The sequence below is a fragment of the Microbacterium aureliae genome, from assembly GCF_054780155.1.
Genome location: NZ_BAAGWW010000002.1, coordinates 519,899 through 537,393, shown reverse-complemented (window position 1 = coordinate 537,393; position 17,495 = coordinate 519,899). Strand labels below are relative to the sequence as shown.

The following is a 17,495-nucleotide window of genomic DNA, read 5'->3' as shown; positions in this document are numbered from 1 at the left end:
ACGCCGCACCGCCCAGCGGCCGGAGGGACGCCGGAGCGGGGCGCATCAGAAGAGGCCCTTCGGGGCGGGCGCCGTCGCGAGGACGCCCGGGGCGGCGACGATCGTCAGCTGCAGCACCTCTTCGGCGGTGAGCTCCGGCAGGCGCTGGGCGAGGTCCAGGAACCGCTCGATCTCGTCCGCGGCGAGCACCGGCTCGGCGAGGATCCGGAACTTGCGGATGTAATCCTCGCGGGCGAACGGCCGCGCACCCAGGGGATGGGCGTCGGCCACCGCGATCTCGTCCTCGACGGTCGAGCCGTCGGTGAGGGTGATGACCACACGCCCGCCGAAGGCCTTCTCGTTCGGGTCCTCGGAGTGGTAGCGGCGGGTCCACTCGGCGTCTTCGGCCGTCGTGATCTTGTGCCACAGTGCCACGGTGTCCTCACGGCCGGCGCGCTCGGGCGCGTACGAGTCGACGTGGTGCCAGCCGCCGTCCTGCAGCGCGACGGCGAAGATGTAGGGGATCGAGTGGTCCAGCGTCTCGCGCGACGCGGTCGGGTCGTACTTCTGCGGGTCGTTCGCGCCCGAGCCGATCACGTAGTGGGTGTGGTGCGAGGTGTGCAGCACGATCGACTCGACGTTCGCGGGATCGGCGAGCTCGGGGCGCGCGTTGTGCAGCTTGCGTGCGAGGTCGATCCACGCCTGCGCCTGGTACTCGGCCGAGTGCTCCTTCGTGTAGGAGTCCAGGATGCCGCGCTTGGGCTCGCCCGGGGCGGGGAGGGGCACGTCGTACGAGGCGTCCGGGCCGTCCAGCATCCAGGCCACGACGCCGTCCTCACCCTCGTAGATGGGCGACGGCGAGGTCTCGCCGCGCATCGCGCGGTCCACGGCCTCGATCGCCATCTTCCCGGCGAAGGCCGGCGCGTGCGCCTTCCAGGTCGAGATCTCGCCCTTGCGCGACTGGCGGGTGGCGGTGGTGGTGTGCAGCGCCTGCCCGACCGCCTGGTAGATCGTCTCGACGGGAAGGCCCAGCAGCGTGCCGATGCCGGCCGCGGCCGACGGGCCCAGGTGGGCGACGTGGTCGATCTTGTGCTTGTGCAGGCAGATGGCGCGCACGAGGTCGATCTGGATCTCGTAGCCGGTCGCCAGGCCCCGCACGAGCGCCTGCCCGTCGGCGCCGACGTGCTGGGCGACCGCCAGGATCGGGGGGATGTTGTCGCCGGGGTGGGAGTAGTCGGCGGCGAGGAACGTGTCGTGGTAGTCGAGCTCGCGCACCGCGACGCCGTTCGCCCATGCGGCCCACTCCGGCGACGTGCGCCGCTCGAGGGCGCAGCCGAAGATGGTCGCGCCGGTGCCGCTGACCGACACCGCGTGGTCGAGGGCCTGCTGCCGCGCGGCGCTCACGGGGGCGCGGGTGAGCGAGGCCGCCGCGACGGCGGCGTTGTCGATGACGCGGTTGATGATCATCTCGACGACGTCGTCGTCGACGGCGACGGGATCCGCCGCCACCTCGGCGATGTGCCAGGCCAGCTGTCCCTCACGGGCGAGGTTCTCGTCGCTGCGGTGCACGCGCAGGTGATGCGTGATGGTCATGCTGCTCCTTGGGTTGCGGGTCGGGCGCCCCGCGCGGCGGAGCGCGCCGGGGTCGGTTCGTCGGATGCCGGCATCCGTGGTGTGCTCTCGAGAGAGGTGAGGATGCTCGTGAGGGCGTTGTGCAGGTGCACGTGGGTGGCGTGGGCGGCGAGGTCGCCGTCGCCGGCGGCGATGGCCCGCGCCACCAGCGCGTGCTCCGCCGAAGATGCCGCCAGGCGCGCCGGGTTGTCGCGGGCGAGGCGCCGGACGCGGACGAGGTGGGTGCGCACGGTCCGCAGCGCGGCGGTCAGGTAGTCGTTGCCGACGGCCCGGTCGACGGCGGCGTCGAAGTCGGCGATGAGGGCGTAGTACGCGTCGCGCCCGTCCTCTCCGTCCAGCAGCGCGTCGGCGAAGCGCTCGGCGAGGCCGGCGAACAGCCGCCGGTCGGCGCGCGCGGCAGCCAGCCGCGCGGCGGTCTCTTCGAGGGCGCGGCGGACTTCGAACAGCTGCCGGATGTCGTCGGCATCGACCGGGCTCACGGCGGTGACGCGGGGCGACACCTGCACGACCAGCCCGTCGGCGGCGAGGCGGCTGAGGGCCTCGCGCAGCGGCGTGCGGCTGACACCGAGCCGCGCGGCCTGCTCGACCTCGCCGAGGACGGCGCCGGGGGCGAGTGCGCCGCGCTGGATCTCGTCGAGCAGCGTGGCGTACGCGCGATCGCTGGCTCGCATACGGGCACCTCCTCGACGAATCAGGTTCAGTGTATACACAAACCCCCACCGGTCCGCCATGGAGTGCCCCAGCACGCGCTTGGGTATACACTGCGTGCGGTCGGCGCCGTTCGTGCACCCATCTTCACAAGTTTGTGAAATCGGCGTAGCTTCACGGCCATGACCGACGTCATCCTCACCCGCGACCTGACCAAGCACTACGGTCCGGTCCACGCCCTGGACGGACTCGACCTGCGCGTGGCGGCCGGGCAGGTCCATGGATTCCTGGGGCCCAACGGCGCGGGCAAGTCCACCACGATCCGGATCCTGCTCGGGCTCGCCCGCAAGACGGACGGCTTCGTCGAGGTGTTCGGCTCGGACCCCTGGCAGAACGCCGCCGAGCTGCATCACAGCATCGCCTACGTGCCGGGCGACGTGAGCGTGTGGCCGAACCTGTCGGGCGGCGAGGCGATCGACTTCCTGTCGCGGCTGCGCGGGGCGGGTCGCCGCGATCGCGCCTACCGCGAACGCAAGGACCGCCTGATCGAGGCGTTCCAGTTCGACCCGCGCAAGAAGGGCCGGTCGTACTCGAAGGGCAACAGGCAGAAGGTCGCCCTGATCGCGGCGTTCGCGGTGCCCGCCGAGCTCTACATCCTCGATGAGCCGACGAGCGGCCTGGACCCGCTCATGGACGTCGTGTTCCGCAGCGAGGTCCGCCGGGTGACCGCGGCGGGCGCCACGGTGCTGCTGTCGAGCCACATCCTGTCCGAGGTCGAGCACCTGTGCGACCACGTCTCGATCATCCGCGCGGGACGCATCGTCGAGACCGGGACGCTGCGGGAGCTTCGCCACCTCACCCGCACCGAGGTTGCGATCGAATCACGTGATCCGGGCGCGGTGGCGGGGATGCCGGGGGTGCACGACGTCTCGGGCGACAACGGCCTGCTGCGGTTCACCGTCGACACCGACGCGCTCGCCGGAGTGCTGCCGGCGCTGGCGGCGCAGGGGGCGGCGGGACTGCGGATCGCACCCCCGTCGCTCGAGGACCTGTTCCTGCGCCACTACGGCGACGACCTGCGCGAGGGCGCCGCCGCGGAGCGCGCCGAGCCCGGAGCATCCGACGAGCAGTCGCGCCCGTCCTCGGCGGGCGCAGACGCCGGGCCGTCGTCGCGTCGTCTGCGCCGGGACCGCCGGAAGGGGGCGTGAGCATGTTCGCCGCGCTGCTCCTGCAGCGCATGCGGCGAGATGCGGTGCAGCTGGCCGTCTGGATCGCCGCCGCGGCGCTGCTGTCGGCGGGATCCGCCGCCGGCGTCGCCGACACCTTCGGCACCGACCAGGAGCGGCACGCGCTGCTCGCGCTCGCTCTCGCCAACCCTGTCATCCTCGTCTTCCGCGGTCTGCCGTCGGGTGCCGAGGAGGGCGCGTTCCTGATCTTCCTGATCCTGCCGTTCCTGTGCCTGCTCATCGCACTCATGGCCGGGTTCCTCGTCGTGCGGCACACGCGCGCCGAGGAGGAGACCGAGCGCGCCGACCTCGTGGCCGCGACCCCCGCCGACCGGATGCTCCCGACGGTCGCCACCCTGGCCCACGGCATCCTCGCCTGCGTGCTCTTCTCGGCGGCGAGCGCCGCAGCGCTGGCCGGGACGGGACTGCCGGCGCAGGGCGCGCTGGCCACCGGCGTCGCCCTGCTCGCCTTCGGCGGGGTGTTCCTGGCGCTCTCGCTCGTGACCGCGCAGCTGGTGCGGTCCGCTCGCGCGGCGAACTCGCTCACCGTCGCGGTGCTGCTGACCGCGTTCCTCGTCGCCGGGATCGGCAACGCCATCGGCACCCCGAGCGACGACCTGACCCGCATGTACAGCTCTCCGCTGGCGTGGGCGTCGCCGTTCGCGTGGGCCGAGAACGTGCGGCCCTTCGGCGACGACCACCTGGCTTCGCTTCTCCCCGCCCTCATCGCGACGATCGTGCTGCTCGGAGCGGCGTGGGCCCTGCACGTGCGGCGCGACGTGGGTGCAGGCCTGTTCGACACGCACGCGGCGCGCGCCGACGCAGGTCCGCTGCTGTCGTCGCCGTGGGGGCTGGCGTGGCGGCTGAGCGCGGGGTCGCTCGTGGCATGGTCGGTCGGCGCGGCGGTCGTCGGCACCCTGTCCACCGCGCTCGGGTCGGTCATCGGCGAGATGGCCACCGACAATCCCACCGTCGCCGCGATCCTGCGCCGGCTGGCGGAACAGGGGTCGATGGACCAGGGGATCCTCGTGACGTTCTACGTCATGGTGGGGGTGCTCGCATCGTGCTTCGGTGTCCAGACCGTCCAGCGTGCCCGGCAGGAAGAGGTGCGCGGCACCGCCGAGGCGACGCTCGCGACCGCGATCAGCCGGTCCCGCTGGCTCGCCGCCTTCCTGGCCACGGCAGTCGCCGGCATCCTGATCATCGTCGCGGTGGCCGTCACGGCCTCGGCCGTCTCGCTCGCCGCCACCGACGGCGACCCGGACCGGCTGCGCGACGCGTTCGTGTCGGGCGCGGGACAGGTGGCCGCGGCATCCGTCTTCGCCGTGCTGACCGCCGTCGTCTTCACCCTGCTGCCGCGCGCGACCGTGGTGCTCGGGTGGGCGCTCGTGATCGCCGCGGCGGGCCTGGCGTTCTTCGGCACGATCTTCGGTCTGGACGAGTCGATCATCCAGTTCTCGCCGTTCGCCGCTGTCCCGACGCCCGACGGCGACGGCATCGACCCCGGCGGGGTGTGGGGGCTGATCGCCGTGGTCGCCGTGGGCGCGGCGGCCGCGCTCACCCTGATGCGGCGGCGCGAGATGGCGGCAAACGGATGAGCGCGGTCACCGGCCGCGCCCACGCCGGCACCGAGGCGGCCGAGCAGGCCGCCGCCCTCATGACGGCAGCGGGGATGGCCCGCATGCCCGCCCGCGTCATGATGGCCCTCGTCGGCTCGCCCGACGACGGCTACACCGCCGCGGAACTGGCCGAGCGGCTGGGGGTGTCGGCCGGGGCCGTCTCGGGCGCGGTGCGCTACCTGCAGTCGATGCACATCGCCCAGAGGCTGTCCCGGCCCGGCGAGCGACGGGACCGCTACGACCTGGCCGACGACGCGTTCGGCGGCGTCGTCACCGGCAACACGCCGCTGTACGCGCGGCTCGCCGACCTGATGGACCGCATCGCCGACGACAACGCCGAGGCGCCGGACTCCGTCGCCCGCGCGCGTGACACGGCCGACTTCCTGCGCTTCCTCGCTGCACGGATGCCGGACCTCGTGGCCGAATGGCGCGCGCAGCGCTGACCCGCGCCGACCCGTCTCACCCGGCGCCGAGGGCGGCGAGGTGCGCCGCGAGCGCGTCGAGCGCGGGCCGCTGCCCCGTCACCAGGCGCTCGCGCGCGGCATCCGGGGCCATCCACTCCACGCGGTCCACCTCGGGGAATCGCCGGGTGCGGCCGGAGCGAGGAGGCCACTCCAGCTCGAACTCGCCGAAGGCGACGCCGTCGAGCTCCACCCCGGCGCCATCGGCGACGAAGACGGTGACCCGCTTGCCCGACGAATACGCCCAGGTGCCCAGTTCGGCGTACGGCGTGCCGGGCGGGTCGATGCCGAGCTCCTCGCGGAACTCGCGGCGTGCGGCCACGAGGGCGGACTCGCCATCCGGATCGAACTCGCCCTTGGGGATCGACCACGCGCCAGCATCCCTGCTCGCCCAGAACGGGCCGCCCATGTGGACGATCAGCACCTCGGGGGCCGGGGTGAGTCGATACAGCAGGATGCCGGCGCTCGCGGTCACCTCAGGTCACACCAGGCGCGACTTCGGCGAGACCGAGTACGTCTCTTCGGGGTCGGTGACGGCGACCGGCGCGAGGGCGTCGTCGATCGCGGCGAGGATGTCGGCATCCAGCGTCACGCCCGAGGCCTTGACGCTGTCGTCGAGCTGCTCCGGCCGGGACGCGCCCACGAGGGCGGCGGCGACGTTCGGGTTCTGCAGCACCCACGCGATCGCCAGCTGCGGCATCGTGAGTCCCGCCTGCTCGGCCACCGGCTTGAGCTTCTGCACGGCGGTGAGGACGTCGTCGGTCATGAAGCGCTTGATGAACTCCGCGCCGTTCTTCTCGTCCGTCGCCCGCGAGCCGGCGGGCGCCTGCTGCCCGGGCAGGTACTTGCCGCTGAGGACGCCCTGGGCCATCGGCGACCAGACGATCTGCGAGATGCCGAGGTCGGCCGAGGTCGGCACGACCTTGCCCTCGATCACGCGCCACAGCGCCGAGTACTGGGGCTGGTTGGACACGAGCTGGAACTTCAGCTCCTTCGCCAGTTCGTGGCCGGCCTGCAGCTGCTCGGCGGTCCATTCCGAGACGCCGATGTAGAGGGCTTTGCCCTGCCGGACGACGTCGGCGAACGCCTGCATCGTCTCTTCGAGCGGGGTTTCGTAGTCGTAGCGATGGGCCTGGTAGAGCTCGACGTAGTCGGTGCCCAGCCGCGTGAGCGAGCCGTTGATCGACTCCATGATGTGCTTGCGGCTGAGGCCGGTGTCGTTCGGCCCCTTCGGGCCGGTCGGGAAGTAGACCTTCGTGAAGATCTCGAGCGACTCGCGCCGCTGGCCCTTCAGCGCCTCGCCGAGGACGGACTCCGCGGCGGTGTTGGCGTACGTGTCGGCGGTGTCGAAGGTGGTGATGCCGAGATCGAGCGCGCGGTGGACGGTCTTGATCGCGGCGTCGTTCTCGACCTGCGACGCGTGGGTGACCCAGTTGCCGTAGGTGATCTCACTGACCTTGAGGCCGCTGTTGCCGAGGTATCGATATTCAACCATCGGGCCAGCGTAGACGGGGTCGGCGACGCGGATGCGGACTTGACGACCGGCGCCCCGAGTGTCCTAGACGGGGGTCGCCGCGGCGGCCTGCTCGTCCTCGGCCGTGGCCACCAGCTGCCCGCACGCACCGTCGATCTCTTTGCCGCGGGTGTCGCGCAGCGTCGTCGGGATGCCCTTGGCCTCGAGGCGGCGCACGAACTCGTCCTGCACGGCCGGCTCGGACGCGGTCCAGATCGACCCGGGAGTGGGGTTGAGCGGGATCGGGTTCACGTGCACCCAGCCGCGGCCGCGGGCGTTCAGCTTGTCGCCGAGCAGGTCGGCGCGCCAGCCGTGGTCGTTCATGTCCTTGATGAGGGCGTACTCGATCGACACCCGGCGCCCGGTGCGGTCGAAGTACGCGCGAGCGGCATCGAGGGCCTCGTCGACCTTCCACCGGGAGTTCACCGGGATCAGCTCGTCGCGCAGCTCGTCGTCGGGGGCGTGCAGCGACAGCGCGAAGGTCACCGGGATGTCCTCGTTCGCGAGCTTCGTGATCGCCGGCACCAGCCCGACGGTCGAGACCGTGATGCCGCGGGCGCTCATCCCGAGCCCCTGCTTCTTGTCGGTCATGACCCGGACGGCCTGCATGACGCGGGCGTAGTTGGCCAGCGGCTCGCCCATCCCCATGAAGACGATGTTCGTCACCCGCTCGCCCTCGTGCCCGACGCGGCGCGGGTCGCCGAGCCCGCCGTCGGCGATGAGGCGGTTGGCCCGCACGACCTGGTCGACGATCTCGGCCGCCGACATGTTGCGGGTGAGGCCTGCCTGGCCGGTCGCGCAGAACGGGCAGTTCATGCCGCATCCGGCCTGGCTCGACACGCACAGCGTGATGCGGCCGGGGTAGCGCATGAGCACCGACTCCACCAGCGCACCGTCGTGCAGCTTCCACAGGAACTTGATCGTGTCGCCGCGGTCGGTCTCGAGCTTGCGGACCAGGGTCAGCAGGGGCGGCAGCATCCCGTGGACGAGTTCGTCACGACCGGATGCCGGCAGGTCGGTCATGCGCGCCGGGTCAGAGGTGTAGTGCGTGAAGTAGTGCTTCTCGAGCTGCTTCGCCCGGAAGGACGGCATGCCGAGCTCGGCGACCTTCGCCGCGCGCTCGGCGGGGGCGAGGTCGGCCAGGTGCACGGGCGGCTTGCCGCGCTTGGGAGAGGCGAACTGCAGGAGCGGGCGCCCCTCGGCGTCCTTCTTCTGCGACCACCCCTCGGTCTTCGGGCGCACCTGGATGACGGGGGTGTTCTCGGGCCGCCCGTCGGCCGGGGCGGCGGGGCGCCGGGAGTCGGCAGGAGGGCGGGTCGACGTCATGCGTTCCAGGTTAGGCGACGGGCCTGCGTGAAGCCTGGCCGCGGATCGATTCGGCCGCACCGGCCCTGGGCCCGCCGGCGAGGGCTACCGTGGAACGCGGGGACGCCGACGCGGGCGGGGCGCGTCACGCGATGGAGCGGACGGGATGGATGAGGTCACACGAGCCGAGCTCGCGACGCTGAGACGCCGCGCCTTCGGCCCCGCGCCCGACATCGACGGCGATCCCGTCGCCCGCGCCCGACTCGAGGAGCTCGAGGGGCTCGCCCGGCAGGAACGGGCGGCGGCGATCCGTGCCGAGGACGCCGCGAGCGCGAGTCTCGAGGACGCCGCGCTCGCGATGACCGCCGAACGCGCAGTCCCGCGGGCCGCGGATGCCGCTTCCACCACGGATGCCGCTCCCCCCGAGGATGCGGCGGCACCGGCCGGGCCCGCCGGCCAGGCCGACTCCTCCGGCCCCGCACCGCCCGCGCGGCGACGCGGCCTCGCGGTGGCGGCCGTCGGCGTCATCGCCCTCGCGGTCGCGGCCGCGCAGGTCACCGCGGGACTCACGACCTCGGCGGAGTCCGCCGCGCCCACGCCGACGGCATCCCCCACGCCCGTGGCGGTCGCTGCCGCGGCGGCGATCCCCGACGGGACGGTCCTGCTGCAGATCCCGCTCGACCGGTCGCTCGCCCGCTACGTCCAGCCCTCGCCGCCGCCGGCCTTCCCGATCCCCGAGGACCTGCAGTGGGCGACGAGCATCGGCACCTACTACGGGTGGGATCTGTGGCTCGCACGCTCTCGCAGCGGCCATCCCTGCATCCTGGTCGCACGCGACGGGATGACGAAGGGTCAGTGCGTGGCGGACCAGGTGTTCCGCGAGCACGGCGTGAGCGTCGCCCTCGGCTACGGCAGCATCGACGCCGTCCGCCGCCCGCAGCAGATGGACGCCACCGAGCGGATCGAGTACTGGTGGCTGCCGCAGCGCGGCGCGGTGGTGGTGCTCGGCGGCGGGACGCTCACCTATTTCGGCGACCCGTGAGCCCGGGTCAATCGAGGAAGATGTCGGGGAAGAGCGCACTGTCCGGGGTGCCGGGCACCGCGGCGTAGCGCGAGAAGTCGGTGATGCCGGCATCCGTCAGCACGTCCTCGACGATGAGGCCCTGCCCCGTGCACTCGCGAGCGGGACGCATGAGCACCTCGTACGCCGCGTCGGCGTAGATCTCGGGCGTGCGGCTGACCTTCATCATGCGCTCGCCGCCGAGCGAGAACTGCACCGCCGCCGTCGCGATCGTCGTGCGCGGCCACAGCGTGTTGGCGGCGATGCCGTCCGAGGCGAACTCCGACGCCATCCCGAGCGTGACCATCGACATGCCGTACTTGGCCAGCGTGTATGCGGTGTGCGCGCCCAGCCAGCGGGGCGAGAGGTTCAGCGGCGGCGACAGCGACAGGATGTGCGGGTTCTCGGCATCCTTCAGCATGGGGACGGCCGCGCGCGAGAGCATGAACGTGCCGCGTACGTTGATGTCCTGCATCAGGTCGTACTTCTTCGCGTCGAGCTCGAGCGAGCCGGACAGGTCGATGGCGCTGGCGTTGTTGACGACGATGTCGATGCCGCCGAATTCGCCCTGGGTCTTCAGGACCGCCTCGGTGATGTCGTCGTCCAGCCGGACGTCGCCGACGATGGCGAGGGCCTGCCCGCCCGCGGCGCGGATCTGCTCGGCGGCGGTGTGCACGGTGCCCTCGAGCTTGGGGTGCGGGGTGTCGGTCTTGGCCATGATCGCGACGTTGGCGCCGTCGCGCGCGGCGCGCAGGGCGATCGCGAGCCCGATGCCGCGGCTGCCGCCGGACATCAGGATGGTCTTGCCGGCGAGGCTGGTGTCGGTCATCTCTCTCCTCGGGTTCCTCTGTCGGCCGACGCGGCGGCGAAGGCGCGGATGCGGGCCTTCGCCTCGGGGGTGTCGAAGGCGGCGCCGATGGAGCGCGCCTCGTCGTCCAGGTTGTCGGCGAACTGGCGTCCGGCGCCCGTGCGCACGAGGCGCTTGGCCTGCCCGAACGCGGCGGTCGCACCGGCCAGCCACGCCCCGGCGACCTCGCGGGCGCGATCGGCGAGCCGCTCGGCGGGGACCACCTCGGTCACGAGTCCCCACTCCAACGCGGTGGCGGCGTCGATCGTCACGTCCTGCAGCAGCAGCTGCAGCGCGCGGCGCTGCCCCACCGCGGCCGGCAGCAGCGTCGAGACCCCGAGGTCGGGGGTCAGGCCGATCTCGGCGTACTTGCTGACGAACCGGGCGCGGTCCGCGGCGACGATGTAGTCCGCGACGAGCATGAGGCCGAGTCCGCCGCCGGCGACGGCACCCTGGACGGCGGCGACGATCGGCTTGTCCGATTCGACGAAAGCCCGGATGCCGTCATGGATGGTCCGCGCCGCCTCGGTGACGTCGCGGCCCGCCGCCTGCGACGTGGCCATCTCGACCACGTCGCCGCCGGCGCAGAACGCCGGGCCGGCGGCATCGAGCAGGATCGCGCCGACGGAGTCGTCGGCGACGAGCTCCCGCGCGACGTCCCGCCAGCGGCCGCCCATCTCGAACCCCATGGCGTTGAGGGATGCCGGCCGGTTGAAGGTCACGCGCGCGAGCGCGCCCTCGCGCGAGACGAGGATCGACTCGCTCATTTCGGCGCCATCCGGATCGCGCCGTCCAGGCGGATCGTCTCGCCGTTGAGGTAGCCGTTGGCGACGATCGCCGCGACGAGGTCGGCGTACTCGTCCGGGCGGCCGAGGCGCTGCGGGTAGGGAACCTGCAGGCCGAGGGAGTCCTGCGCGGCCTGCGGCAGCCCCTTCAGCATGGGCGTCTCCATGATCCCGGGGGCGATCGTGACCACGCGGATGCCGTAACGGGCGAGCTCGCGGGCGATCGGCAGGGTCATCGCGTGGACGCCGCCCTTGCTGGCCGCGTACGCGGGCTGGCCGATCTGGCCGTCGAAGGCGGCGACGCTGGCGGTGTTGACGATGACGCCGCGGTCGCCCCCAACGGCCGGCTCGGCCTGCGCCATGACGGCCGCGGCCTGCGCGACGACGTTGTAGGTGCCGACGAGGTTGATGCGCACGATGCGCTCGAAGTCGGCGAGGGGCGTCGGACGCCCGTCGCGGTCGAGGACCTTGGCGGGCGGGGCGATCCCGGCGCAGTTGACGACCACGCGAAGGGGCCCGGATGCCGCAGCCTGCGCCACCGCGGCGGCGACCTGATCGGGGTCGGTGACGTCGGCGGCAGCGAAGGTGCCGCCGAACCCGGCGATCACGTCGGCGCCGGGCGACGTGGGCAGGTCGACGATCGTGACGGCGGCGCCCGCGGCGGACAGGCGGCGGGCCGTGGCCAGTCCCAGTCCGCTGGCTCCGCCGGTGACGAGGGCGGCTGCGCCCGTGAGCTCCATGAGTTCTCCTTCGAACCGATATCGCGTTCCACAATACGTGGAACGCAGTCCCACGCGGAAACCGCACGACGGACGATCCCGCCCTCTACGGTAGCGAGCGCGCCGCGGCCTCGTCAGGCCGGGCCGAGGATGAAGTTCCAGGCGCCGGTGGCCACGGCGGCGCCCACCGCGACCGCGGCGACCGTCGCGCCCAGCGCCATGAGCGCCCACTCCCGCGCGCCGAACGCCGAGTCCCGCGCCCACGTGCGGCGACCCGGCGCGCCGAAGCCGCGCGCCTCCATGGCGGTGGCGAGCTTGGACCCGCGGCGGATCGAGAGCACCAGCAGCGCGAAGGCCATGCCGAGGAATCGCCGTAGCCGGCCCCGGTCGGCCACGCCGCGGGCGCGGCGGGCGAGCTCCAGCGCGCGCCAGTCGTCGATGAACAGCCCCACCATGCGCAGGCCGGCGAGGGCGCCCAGGACGAAGCGGGCGGGCAGACGCAGCACCTGCGCCAGGCCGTCGGCGAGATCGGTCGGGTCGACGGTCACGAAGAGCACCACCGACGGCAGCGCGATGGCGAGGACGCGCAGCAGGGTGGCGGCGGCGAGGGCGAGGGACCCCTCGCTGATGCGGACGACGAACCATTCCGCGTAGATCTGCCCGGACGTCTCGCCGTAGAGCGCGATCGTGAGAGCGGTCAGCGGCGCCGCGAGCCACACCGGCCACGTCCGCACCCAGAACTCCCGCCAGCCGAGCCCCGCGAAGGGCAGCAGCAGCAGCTCCAGGGCGAGCGCGACGCCGGCCGATACGACGTCGATGGTGAAGATGAGAGGCAGCGCGATGAGCGCGGCGGCACCGAGCTTGGCGACCGGGTTGATGGCGGCGACGGTCCCCGTTCGGGCGCGCGTGTCCAGGAGCGTCATGCCGCCACCGCCGCGAGCTCGTACCGGTCGGCGTACAGCGCCGCGACGACGTCGAGGTCGTGGGTGATGGCGACCACGGCGGCGCCGCCGTCGCGCAGCTGCGCGAGCAGCCCCACCAGCTCCGCCCACGTGCGCGCGTCCTGGCCGAAGGTGGGTTCGTCCAGGACAAGCACGCGAGGTCGGGTGGCGAGGGCCGCGGCCACGGTCAGCCGCCGCTTCTCGCCGCCGGACAGCGTGTAGGGGTTCGCGCGCTCGAGCCGCCGCAGCCGCAGCCGGTCGAGCAGGTCGTCCACGCGGTGCGCGGTCTCGTCCGGATCGAGCCCGAGCGCGTGCGGGCCGACCTCGAGCTCGCCCCGCACCGTCGTCGACAGCAGCTGGTGCTCGGGGTCCTGGAACACCGTGCCGATGCGCGTCAGCAGCTGCCGCGACGTCCAGCGGATCGGCTCGGCGGGCACGGCCTCGGCCAGGTCGCCGGCCGCCGACAGCCGGCCCGATGCCGGCGGCAGCAGACCGGCGAGGGTGAGCCCGAGCGTGGACTTGCCCGCGCCGTTCGGGCCGGTCACGGCGAGCGCCGAGCCGGCGCGCACGTCGAGGTCGATCCCGGCGGCGACGGGTCGCCCCGCCACGCGCTGGACCGTCAGCTCGCGGGCCACCAGCAGCGGGCCGCCGCCGTGCGTGGCCGGCGGGGGCGGGTGCGGCGGGCGGATGCCGGGCACCCAGACCCCCGCCGCGGCCAGGGACTGCCCCTGCCCCCGCAGCACGTCGGCCGGGGTGCCGTCGGCGATGACCGCGCCCGTCCCCCCGGCGTCGCCGGCGCCGCCGATGACGATGACCCGGTCGATGAGCGGCAGCCACACGTCGATCCGGTGCTCCACGACGACGAGGGTCATCGGCTGCGCGTCCAGGGCCGCCGCCACGGCGTCGCGCACCTCGACGACGCCCGCCGGGTCGAGGTTGGCGGTGGGCTCGTCCAGCAGCAGCAGGCCCGGCCGCATGGCGAGGGACCCCGCCAGCGCCAGCCGCTGCTTCTGCCCGCCCGACAGCGCCTTGGTGGGCCGGTCCAGCGGCACGTCAAGTCCGACGGCGTCCAACGCCTCGCGCACGCGCGGCCAGATGCGGTCCCTCGGGACCCCGAGGTTCTCGCAGCCGAACGCGACGTCGTCGCCGACCCGGGCGAGGATGACCTGCGAATCGGGGTCCTGGATGACCAGGCCCGCACGACCGCGCGCCTCGGCCGCCGGCATCCCGTCGATGAGCAGGGATCCTGCGGTCTCGCCCTCCTCCTCGCCGCCGAGGACCCCGGCGAGGCCGTGCAGGAGCGTGGACTTGCCGGCGCCCGAGGCGCCGAGCAGCAGCACGCGCTCCCCCGGCTCGATCCGCAGGTCCACGCCCGCAAGCGCCCAGTCGCGGCGCGACGCGTGCCGCCATCCCCACCCGCGCGCCTCGACGGCCGCGGCGCGGGGGACTGCGCCGCCCACCGCGTCAGACCCGCGTGCGGACGTCCCGGCCGGACGCGAACCGGTCGAGGGCGCCCGTGGCGGCGAGTCCTCGCGCCAGCAGCCACGACAGGGCGCCGGCGATGACCGCACCCGAGACGATCGTCGAGGCGAGGTAGACGACGGTGAAGAGGGCGTCGGCGCCGACGTACCACAGCAGCAGGTTGTTGATGCCGCCCGCGAGGGCCGCTCCCGCGCCGGCGAGGACCGCCACCGGCAGGCTCCACCGCTTGTAGAGGAAGAGCAGGAAGATCAGCTCGGCGCCCAGACCCTGGACGAGCCCCGCCTCGATCGTGAGGAAGCCGCCCCACTGGTTGCCGACGAGGGCGGAGACCACTGCGGCGAGCGTCTCGGTGTAGATCGCGGCGCCGGGCTTGCGGATGATGAGCGCACCCAGGACGCCGGCGAACAGCCATGGGCCGTCGAGCAGACCCTGAAGGCCGGGCAGGAGCGGGTCCAGCAGCGTCTTCGGTCCGAGGTACCCGACGTTCCAGGCCAGGAAGATGAGGCCGGACGCGACGCCGATGACGCTGGCGACGACGATGTCGACGACGCGCCAGCGAAGGCTGCGACGCGGGGGCGTGGACGTGCCCGTGCCGGTGGATGCGGATGTGGACGTGTGCATCGGATCTCCTCCCTGCGCCGGCATGACCCGGATCAGGTTCGACGGTCGAAGCGTGGGTCGCTTCCTCTCAGCCCGGCTCACCGGACTCCCGTGGTTGTGGCGATGAGTATAGCGCGCTGCGGCGGGGGTAGTTTGGTCGCGTGACCGTGGATGACGCGCCCCTGATCTCGAGGCGTCAGGCGCGTGTGCGGCGGCAGGCCGACGCGCGCGAATCGTCCACGCCGACGACGCCGTCGCCCTCCTCGGCGTCGACGACGAGCGAGACTCCGGATGCCGTGGCGGCGGGGTCGCCGCCGGGCACCCTGGTGGCCCCGGCGATGAGCTCGTCGCCCGCGCCGCCCACCTCGACCGCCCCGACGCCCGCGCCGGCCGGCGAGCCGGCGCTGACGGCATCCGGCCGCATCGCGCTGACGTGGCTGGACGAGCAGACCCTCACGCCCCGGCCCATCACGACCCCGACCTTCATCACCTACGGCCTGCTCGACCGGCCGCCGCGCCGGTCGCCGCTGCGACCCGGGGTGCTCGTGCCCGCCGTCATCGTCCTCGCGGTCGTCGCCGCCTACTGCCTGACCACCCTGCTGTGGCCGCTGACGGCAGTTACACCGACGATCGCCGCCGCCGAGGTGACGTCGGCGGCGGCCCCCGCCTATGCGCCGGCGTGGCCGGACACCGGCGGCGCGGCGGTCGCGGTGGCCGGCATCGACGGCACGCTGTCGTCGACGGACGCGCCCGACGCCATCGCCAGCATCACGAAGGTGGTGACCGCGCTCGTCGTCCTCGACGAGATCCCGCTCGGACCCGGCGACGACGGGCCGGAGTTCTCGTTCACCTACGCCGACTCGCTGGACTACTGGAACTACCGCTACCGCGGGGAGTCCGCGCTGGACGTCCCGGTGGGCGGCGTCCTGACCCAGCGGCAGCTGCTGGAGGGCATGCTGATCGGCTCGGCCAACAACTACGCCGACCGCCTGGCCGGCAACCTCTTCGCCTCGGATGCCGTCTTCGCCGACGCCGCCGAGACGTGGCTGCGCAGCCACGGCGTGCCGGGCATCACCGTCGTCGAGCCGACCGGCATGGATCCCGGCAACCGGGCGACCCCCGCCGCGCTGATCGCCCTCGCCGAGAAGGCACTGTCCAACCCGGTGATCGCCGGCATCGTCGCCCAGCGCGAGATCGAGCTGCCGGGCGCGGGCACCGTCGAGAACACCAACTCCCTGCTCGCCGACGACGGCGTCGTCGGCATCAAGACCGGGACGCTCGCGAACTGGAACCTGCTGTCGGCCAAAGACCTCACCGTCGACGGGACCCCCGTCCGGGTGTTCGCGGCGGTGCTCGGGCAGCCGGACGCCGACGCGCGCAACGCGGTGTCGCGCGACCTGTTCGATCAGCTCGAGCAGGAGCTGCAGACCGAGCCGTCCGTGACGGCGGGCACGGTCGTCGGGATGGTCCGGACGGCGTGGGGCGAAGAGGTGGACGTCGTGACCGCCGAGGACGCCGCGGTGGTGCTGTTCAACGGCGGCGCGGGCACCGTGACGATGCGCTTCGACCTCGGCGACGTGCGCGAGGCGGGCGGCGAGGTGGGCGCGCTGACGGTCGACGGACCCCTCAACGTCACGACGGTGCCCGTGCGCCTCGCGGACGACGTCGAGGACCCGTCGGCGTGGTGGCGCCTGACCCATCCGCTGGAGCTGTTCGGGCTTTCGGGCTGAAGCGGCCGGGCACGCGGCTCAGACGAACGCGACCGCCCGCTGCAGGCGGGTGCGGATGTCGAACACCTCGTTGCCCCCGATGTCGCGGGCCCCGGTGATGCCACGGCGCAGGACGGTCGACAGGGCGCTGCGCGAGACGATCGCCACCGGCATCCCCTTGACCCTGCCGAGCTCCTCGACGGGCTGGACGACGTCGTCGTCGGGCAGGACGACGATGGCACCGCTGAAGCGGACGCCCGCCGCGCGGGCGATGACGCGCATGCGCGCGACGAGGGCGGCCACCGGGGCGCCGTCGACCCCGTCGCCGATGAGCTCGGCCCGCCGCGTGCGCACCGGGCCGCCGAAGTCCTCCGACAGGATCGCGTACAGGCCGCTCGGCCCGAGGACGATGTGGTCGAGCTTGTCGTCCGCATCGCCGCCGCGGCCGGCCGCCGCGACGTCGTGCCACACCGTGTAGCCCATGCCGAGGTCGGACACCACGCGCGCGGTCGCCTCTTCGGCGAGCGCGTCGGCGAGCAGCCGGCGCACGGCGTGCGGGGCCGAGCGGACCAGCGCCGGGTCGTAGGGGTCCTCGACGGTCACCCCGCGGCCGGCCCACTCCCGGATGAGAGCCAGGTACCGCTCGCGGCGCCAGCCGCCCGGGTGGCCGAACGAGCGGGCACGGGGACGGGTGTCGCGGGTCGCGGGACGCGGCGGCGACCACTCGGACCACTCCGGCGGAGCGCTCTGGCCGAACCCGTGGCCCCGGTCGTACGCCGCCCGGGCCTGGGGGGTGCCGACGAGCTCCCACGCCCGCTGGACCTGGACGAACATCGCCGCGTCGCCGCCGGTGTCGGGATGGGTCTGGCGCAGCCGCAGCCGGTACGCCTTGCGGAGCGCGTCGTCGTCGGCGGCCGGATCCACGCCCAGGATCTCGTAGGCGGATGCCGAGAGCGGACTGTCGAACAT

17 protein-coding genes and 1 riboswitch are annotated in these 17,495 nt (G+C 73.3%); of the genes, 5 read left to right on the top strand and 12 right to left on the bottom strand.

Annotation, left to right across the window (positions count from 1 at the left end):
- Positions 1-45: 45 nt before the first annotated feature.
- Positions 46-1,572 (bottom strand): MmgE/PrpD family protein, encoded by a 1,527-nt coding sequence (locus ACYVF4_RS08680; protein ID WP_460721749.1) that lies wholly within the window; start codon positions 1,570-1,572, stop codon positions 46-48.
- Positions 1,569-2,282 (bottom strand): GntR family transcriptional regulator, encoded by a 714-nt coding sequence (locus ACYVF4_RS08675; RefSeq protein ID WP_460721747.1) that lies wholly within the window; start codon positions 2,280-2,282, stop codon positions 1,569-1,571. The genes ACYVF4_RS08680 and ACYVF4_RS08675 overlap by 4 nt, the downstream gene beginning before the upstream one ends.
- Positions 2,283-2,441: 159 nt before the next feature.
- Here ACYVF4_RS08675 and ACYVF4_RS08670 point away from each other — a divergent pair, with 159 nt between their 5' ends.
- The 3 genes from ACYVF4_RS08670 to ACYVF4_RS08660 are packed head-to-tail and all read left to right on the top strand — an operon-like array spanning position 2,442 to position 5,547.
- Positions 2,442-3,467: an ABC transporter ATP-binding protein gene (locus ACYVF4_RS08670; protein ID WP_460721745.1), complete on the top strand. Its 1,026-nt coding sequence runs from the start codon at positions 2,442-2,444 to the stop codon at positions 3,465-3,467.
- Positions 3,468-3,469: 2 nt separating this feature from the next.
- Positions 3,470-5,083, top strand: coding sequence for an ABC transporter permease (locus tag ACYVF4_RS08665; protein ID WP_460723094.1), 1,614 nt, complete (start codon positions 3,470-3,472; stop codon positions 5,081-5,083).
- Positions 5,080-5,547 carry a GbsR/MarR family transcriptional regulator gene (locus ACYVF4_RS08660; protein ID WP_460721744.1) on the top strand — a complete coding sequence of 156 codons (468 nt, stop codon included), beginning with the start codon at positions 5,080-5,082 and terminating at the stop codon, positions 5,545-5,547. Before ACYVF4_RS08665 ends, ACYVF4_RS08660 begins: the two co-directional genes overlap by 4 nt.
- 16 nt (positions 5,548-5,563) lie before the next feature.
- On the opposite strand, the gene ACYVF4_RS08655 is transcribed toward ACYVF4_RS08660, so the two are convergent.
- The 3 genes from ACYVF4_RS08655 to rlmN form a co-directional block, all read right to left on the bottom strand.
- Positions 5,564-6,040, bottom strand: coding sequence for an NUDIX domain-containing protein (locus ACYVF4_RS08655; protein ID WP_460721742.1), 477 nt, complete (start codon positions 6,038-6,040; stop codon positions 5,564-5,566).
- 6 nt (positions 6,041-6,046) lie between these two features.
- The gene (locus ACYVF4_RS08650; protein WP_460721740.1) at positions 6,047-7,060 is read right to left on the bottom strand and encodes an aldo/keto reductase family protein; all 1,014 of its coding nucleotides are present in this window, start codon (positions 7,058-7,060) and stop codon (positions 6,047-6,049) included.
- 63 nt (positions 7,061-7,123) lie between these two features.
- The gene (gene rlmN, locus ACYVF4_RS08645) at positions 7,124-8,404 is read right to left on the bottom strand and encodes a dual-specificity RNA methyltransferase RlmN (RefSeq protein ID WP_460721738.1); all 1,281 of its coding nucleotides are present in this window, start codon (positions 8,402-8,404) and stop codon (positions 7,124-7,126) included.
- 145 nt (positions 8,405-8,549) lie between these two features.
- On the opposite strand from rlmN, the gene ACYVF4_RS08640 reads away from it, so the two are divergent.
- Positions 8,550-9,425 carry a hypothetical protein gene (locus ACYVF4_RS08640; protein WP_460721736.1) on the top strand — a complete coding sequence of 292 codons (876 nt, stop codon included), beginning with the start codon at positions 8,550-8,552 and terminating at the stop codon, positions 9,423-9,425.
- Between the two features lie 7 nt (positions 9,426-9,432).
- Here ACYVF4_RS08640 and ACYVF4_RS08635 read toward each other — a convergent pair whose 3' ends face one another.
- The 6 genes from ACYVF4_RS08635 to ACYVF4_RS08610 form a co-directional block, all read right to left on the bottom strand.
- Positions 9,433-10,272 carry an SDR family oxidoreductase gene (locus ACYVF4_RS08635; RefSeq protein WP_460721734.1) on the bottom strand — a complete coding sequence of 280 codons (840 nt, stop codon included), beginning with the start codon at positions 10,270-10,272 and terminating at the stop codon, positions 9,433-9,435.
- Positions 10,269-11,057, bottom strand: coding sequence for an enoyl-CoA hydratase/isomerase family protein (locus ACYVF4_RS08630; RefSeq protein ID WP_460721732.1), 789 nt, complete (start codon positions 11,055-11,057; stop codon positions 10,269-10,271). Before ACYVF4_RS08630 ends, ACYVF4_RS08635 begins: the two co-directional genes overlap by 4 nt.
- Positions 11,054-11,815: an SDR family NAD(P)-dependent oxidoreductase gene (locus ACYVF4_RS08625; protein ID WP_460721731.1), complete on the bottom strand. Its 762-nt coding sequence runs from the start codon at positions 11,813-11,815 to the stop codon at positions 11,054-11,056. The genes ACYVF4_RS08630 and ACYVF4_RS08625 overlap by 4 nt, the downstream gene beginning before the upstream one ends.
- A 113-nt stretch (positions 11,816-11,928) precedes the next feature.
- Positions 11,929-12,717, bottom strand: a complete 789-nt coding sequence (locus ACYVF4_RS08620) for an energy-coupling factor transporter transmembrane component T family protein (RefSeq protein WP_460721729.1) — start codon at positions 12,715-12,717, stop codon at positions 11,929-11,931.
- Positions 12,714-14,195, bottom strand: a complete 1,482-nt coding sequence (locus ACYVF4_RS08615) for an ABC transporter ATP-binding protein (protein ID WP_460721727.1) — start codon at positions 14,193-14,195, stop codon at positions 12,714-12,716. The genes ACYVF4_RS08620 and ACYVF4_RS08615 overlap by 4 nt, the downstream gene beginning before the upstream one ends.
- 4 nt (positions 14,196-14,199) lie before the next feature.
- The gene (locus ACYVF4_RS08610) at positions 14,200-14,838 is read right to left on the bottom strand and encodes an ECF transporter S component (RefSeq protein WP_460721725.1); all 639 of its coding nucleotides are present in this window, start codon (positions 14,836-14,838) and stop codon (positions 14,200-14,202) included.
- Positions 14,831-14,940, bottom strand: a riboswitch (TPP riboswitch). Its footprint overlaps the gene before it by 8 nt.
- 38 nt (positions 14,941-14,978) lie before the next feature.
- On the opposite strand from ACYVF4_RS08610, the gene ACYVF4_RS08605 reads away from it, so the two are divergent.
- On the top strand, positions 14,979-16,547 hold the full coding sequence (locus ACYVF4_RS08605) for a D-alanyl-D-alanine carboxypeptidase family protein (protein ID WP_460721723.1): 1,569 nt from the start codon (positions 14,979-14,981) through the stop codon (positions 16,545-16,547).
- Positions 16,548-16,565: 18 nt separating this feature from the next.
- Here the strand turns inward: ACYVF4_RS08605 and ACYVF4_RS08600 are convergent, their stop codons facing one another.
- Positions 16,566-17,495, bottom strand: coding sequence for a J domain-containing protein (locus tag ACYVF4_RS08600; protein WP_460721721.1), 930 nt, complete (start codon positions 17,493-17,495; stop codon positions 16,566-16,568).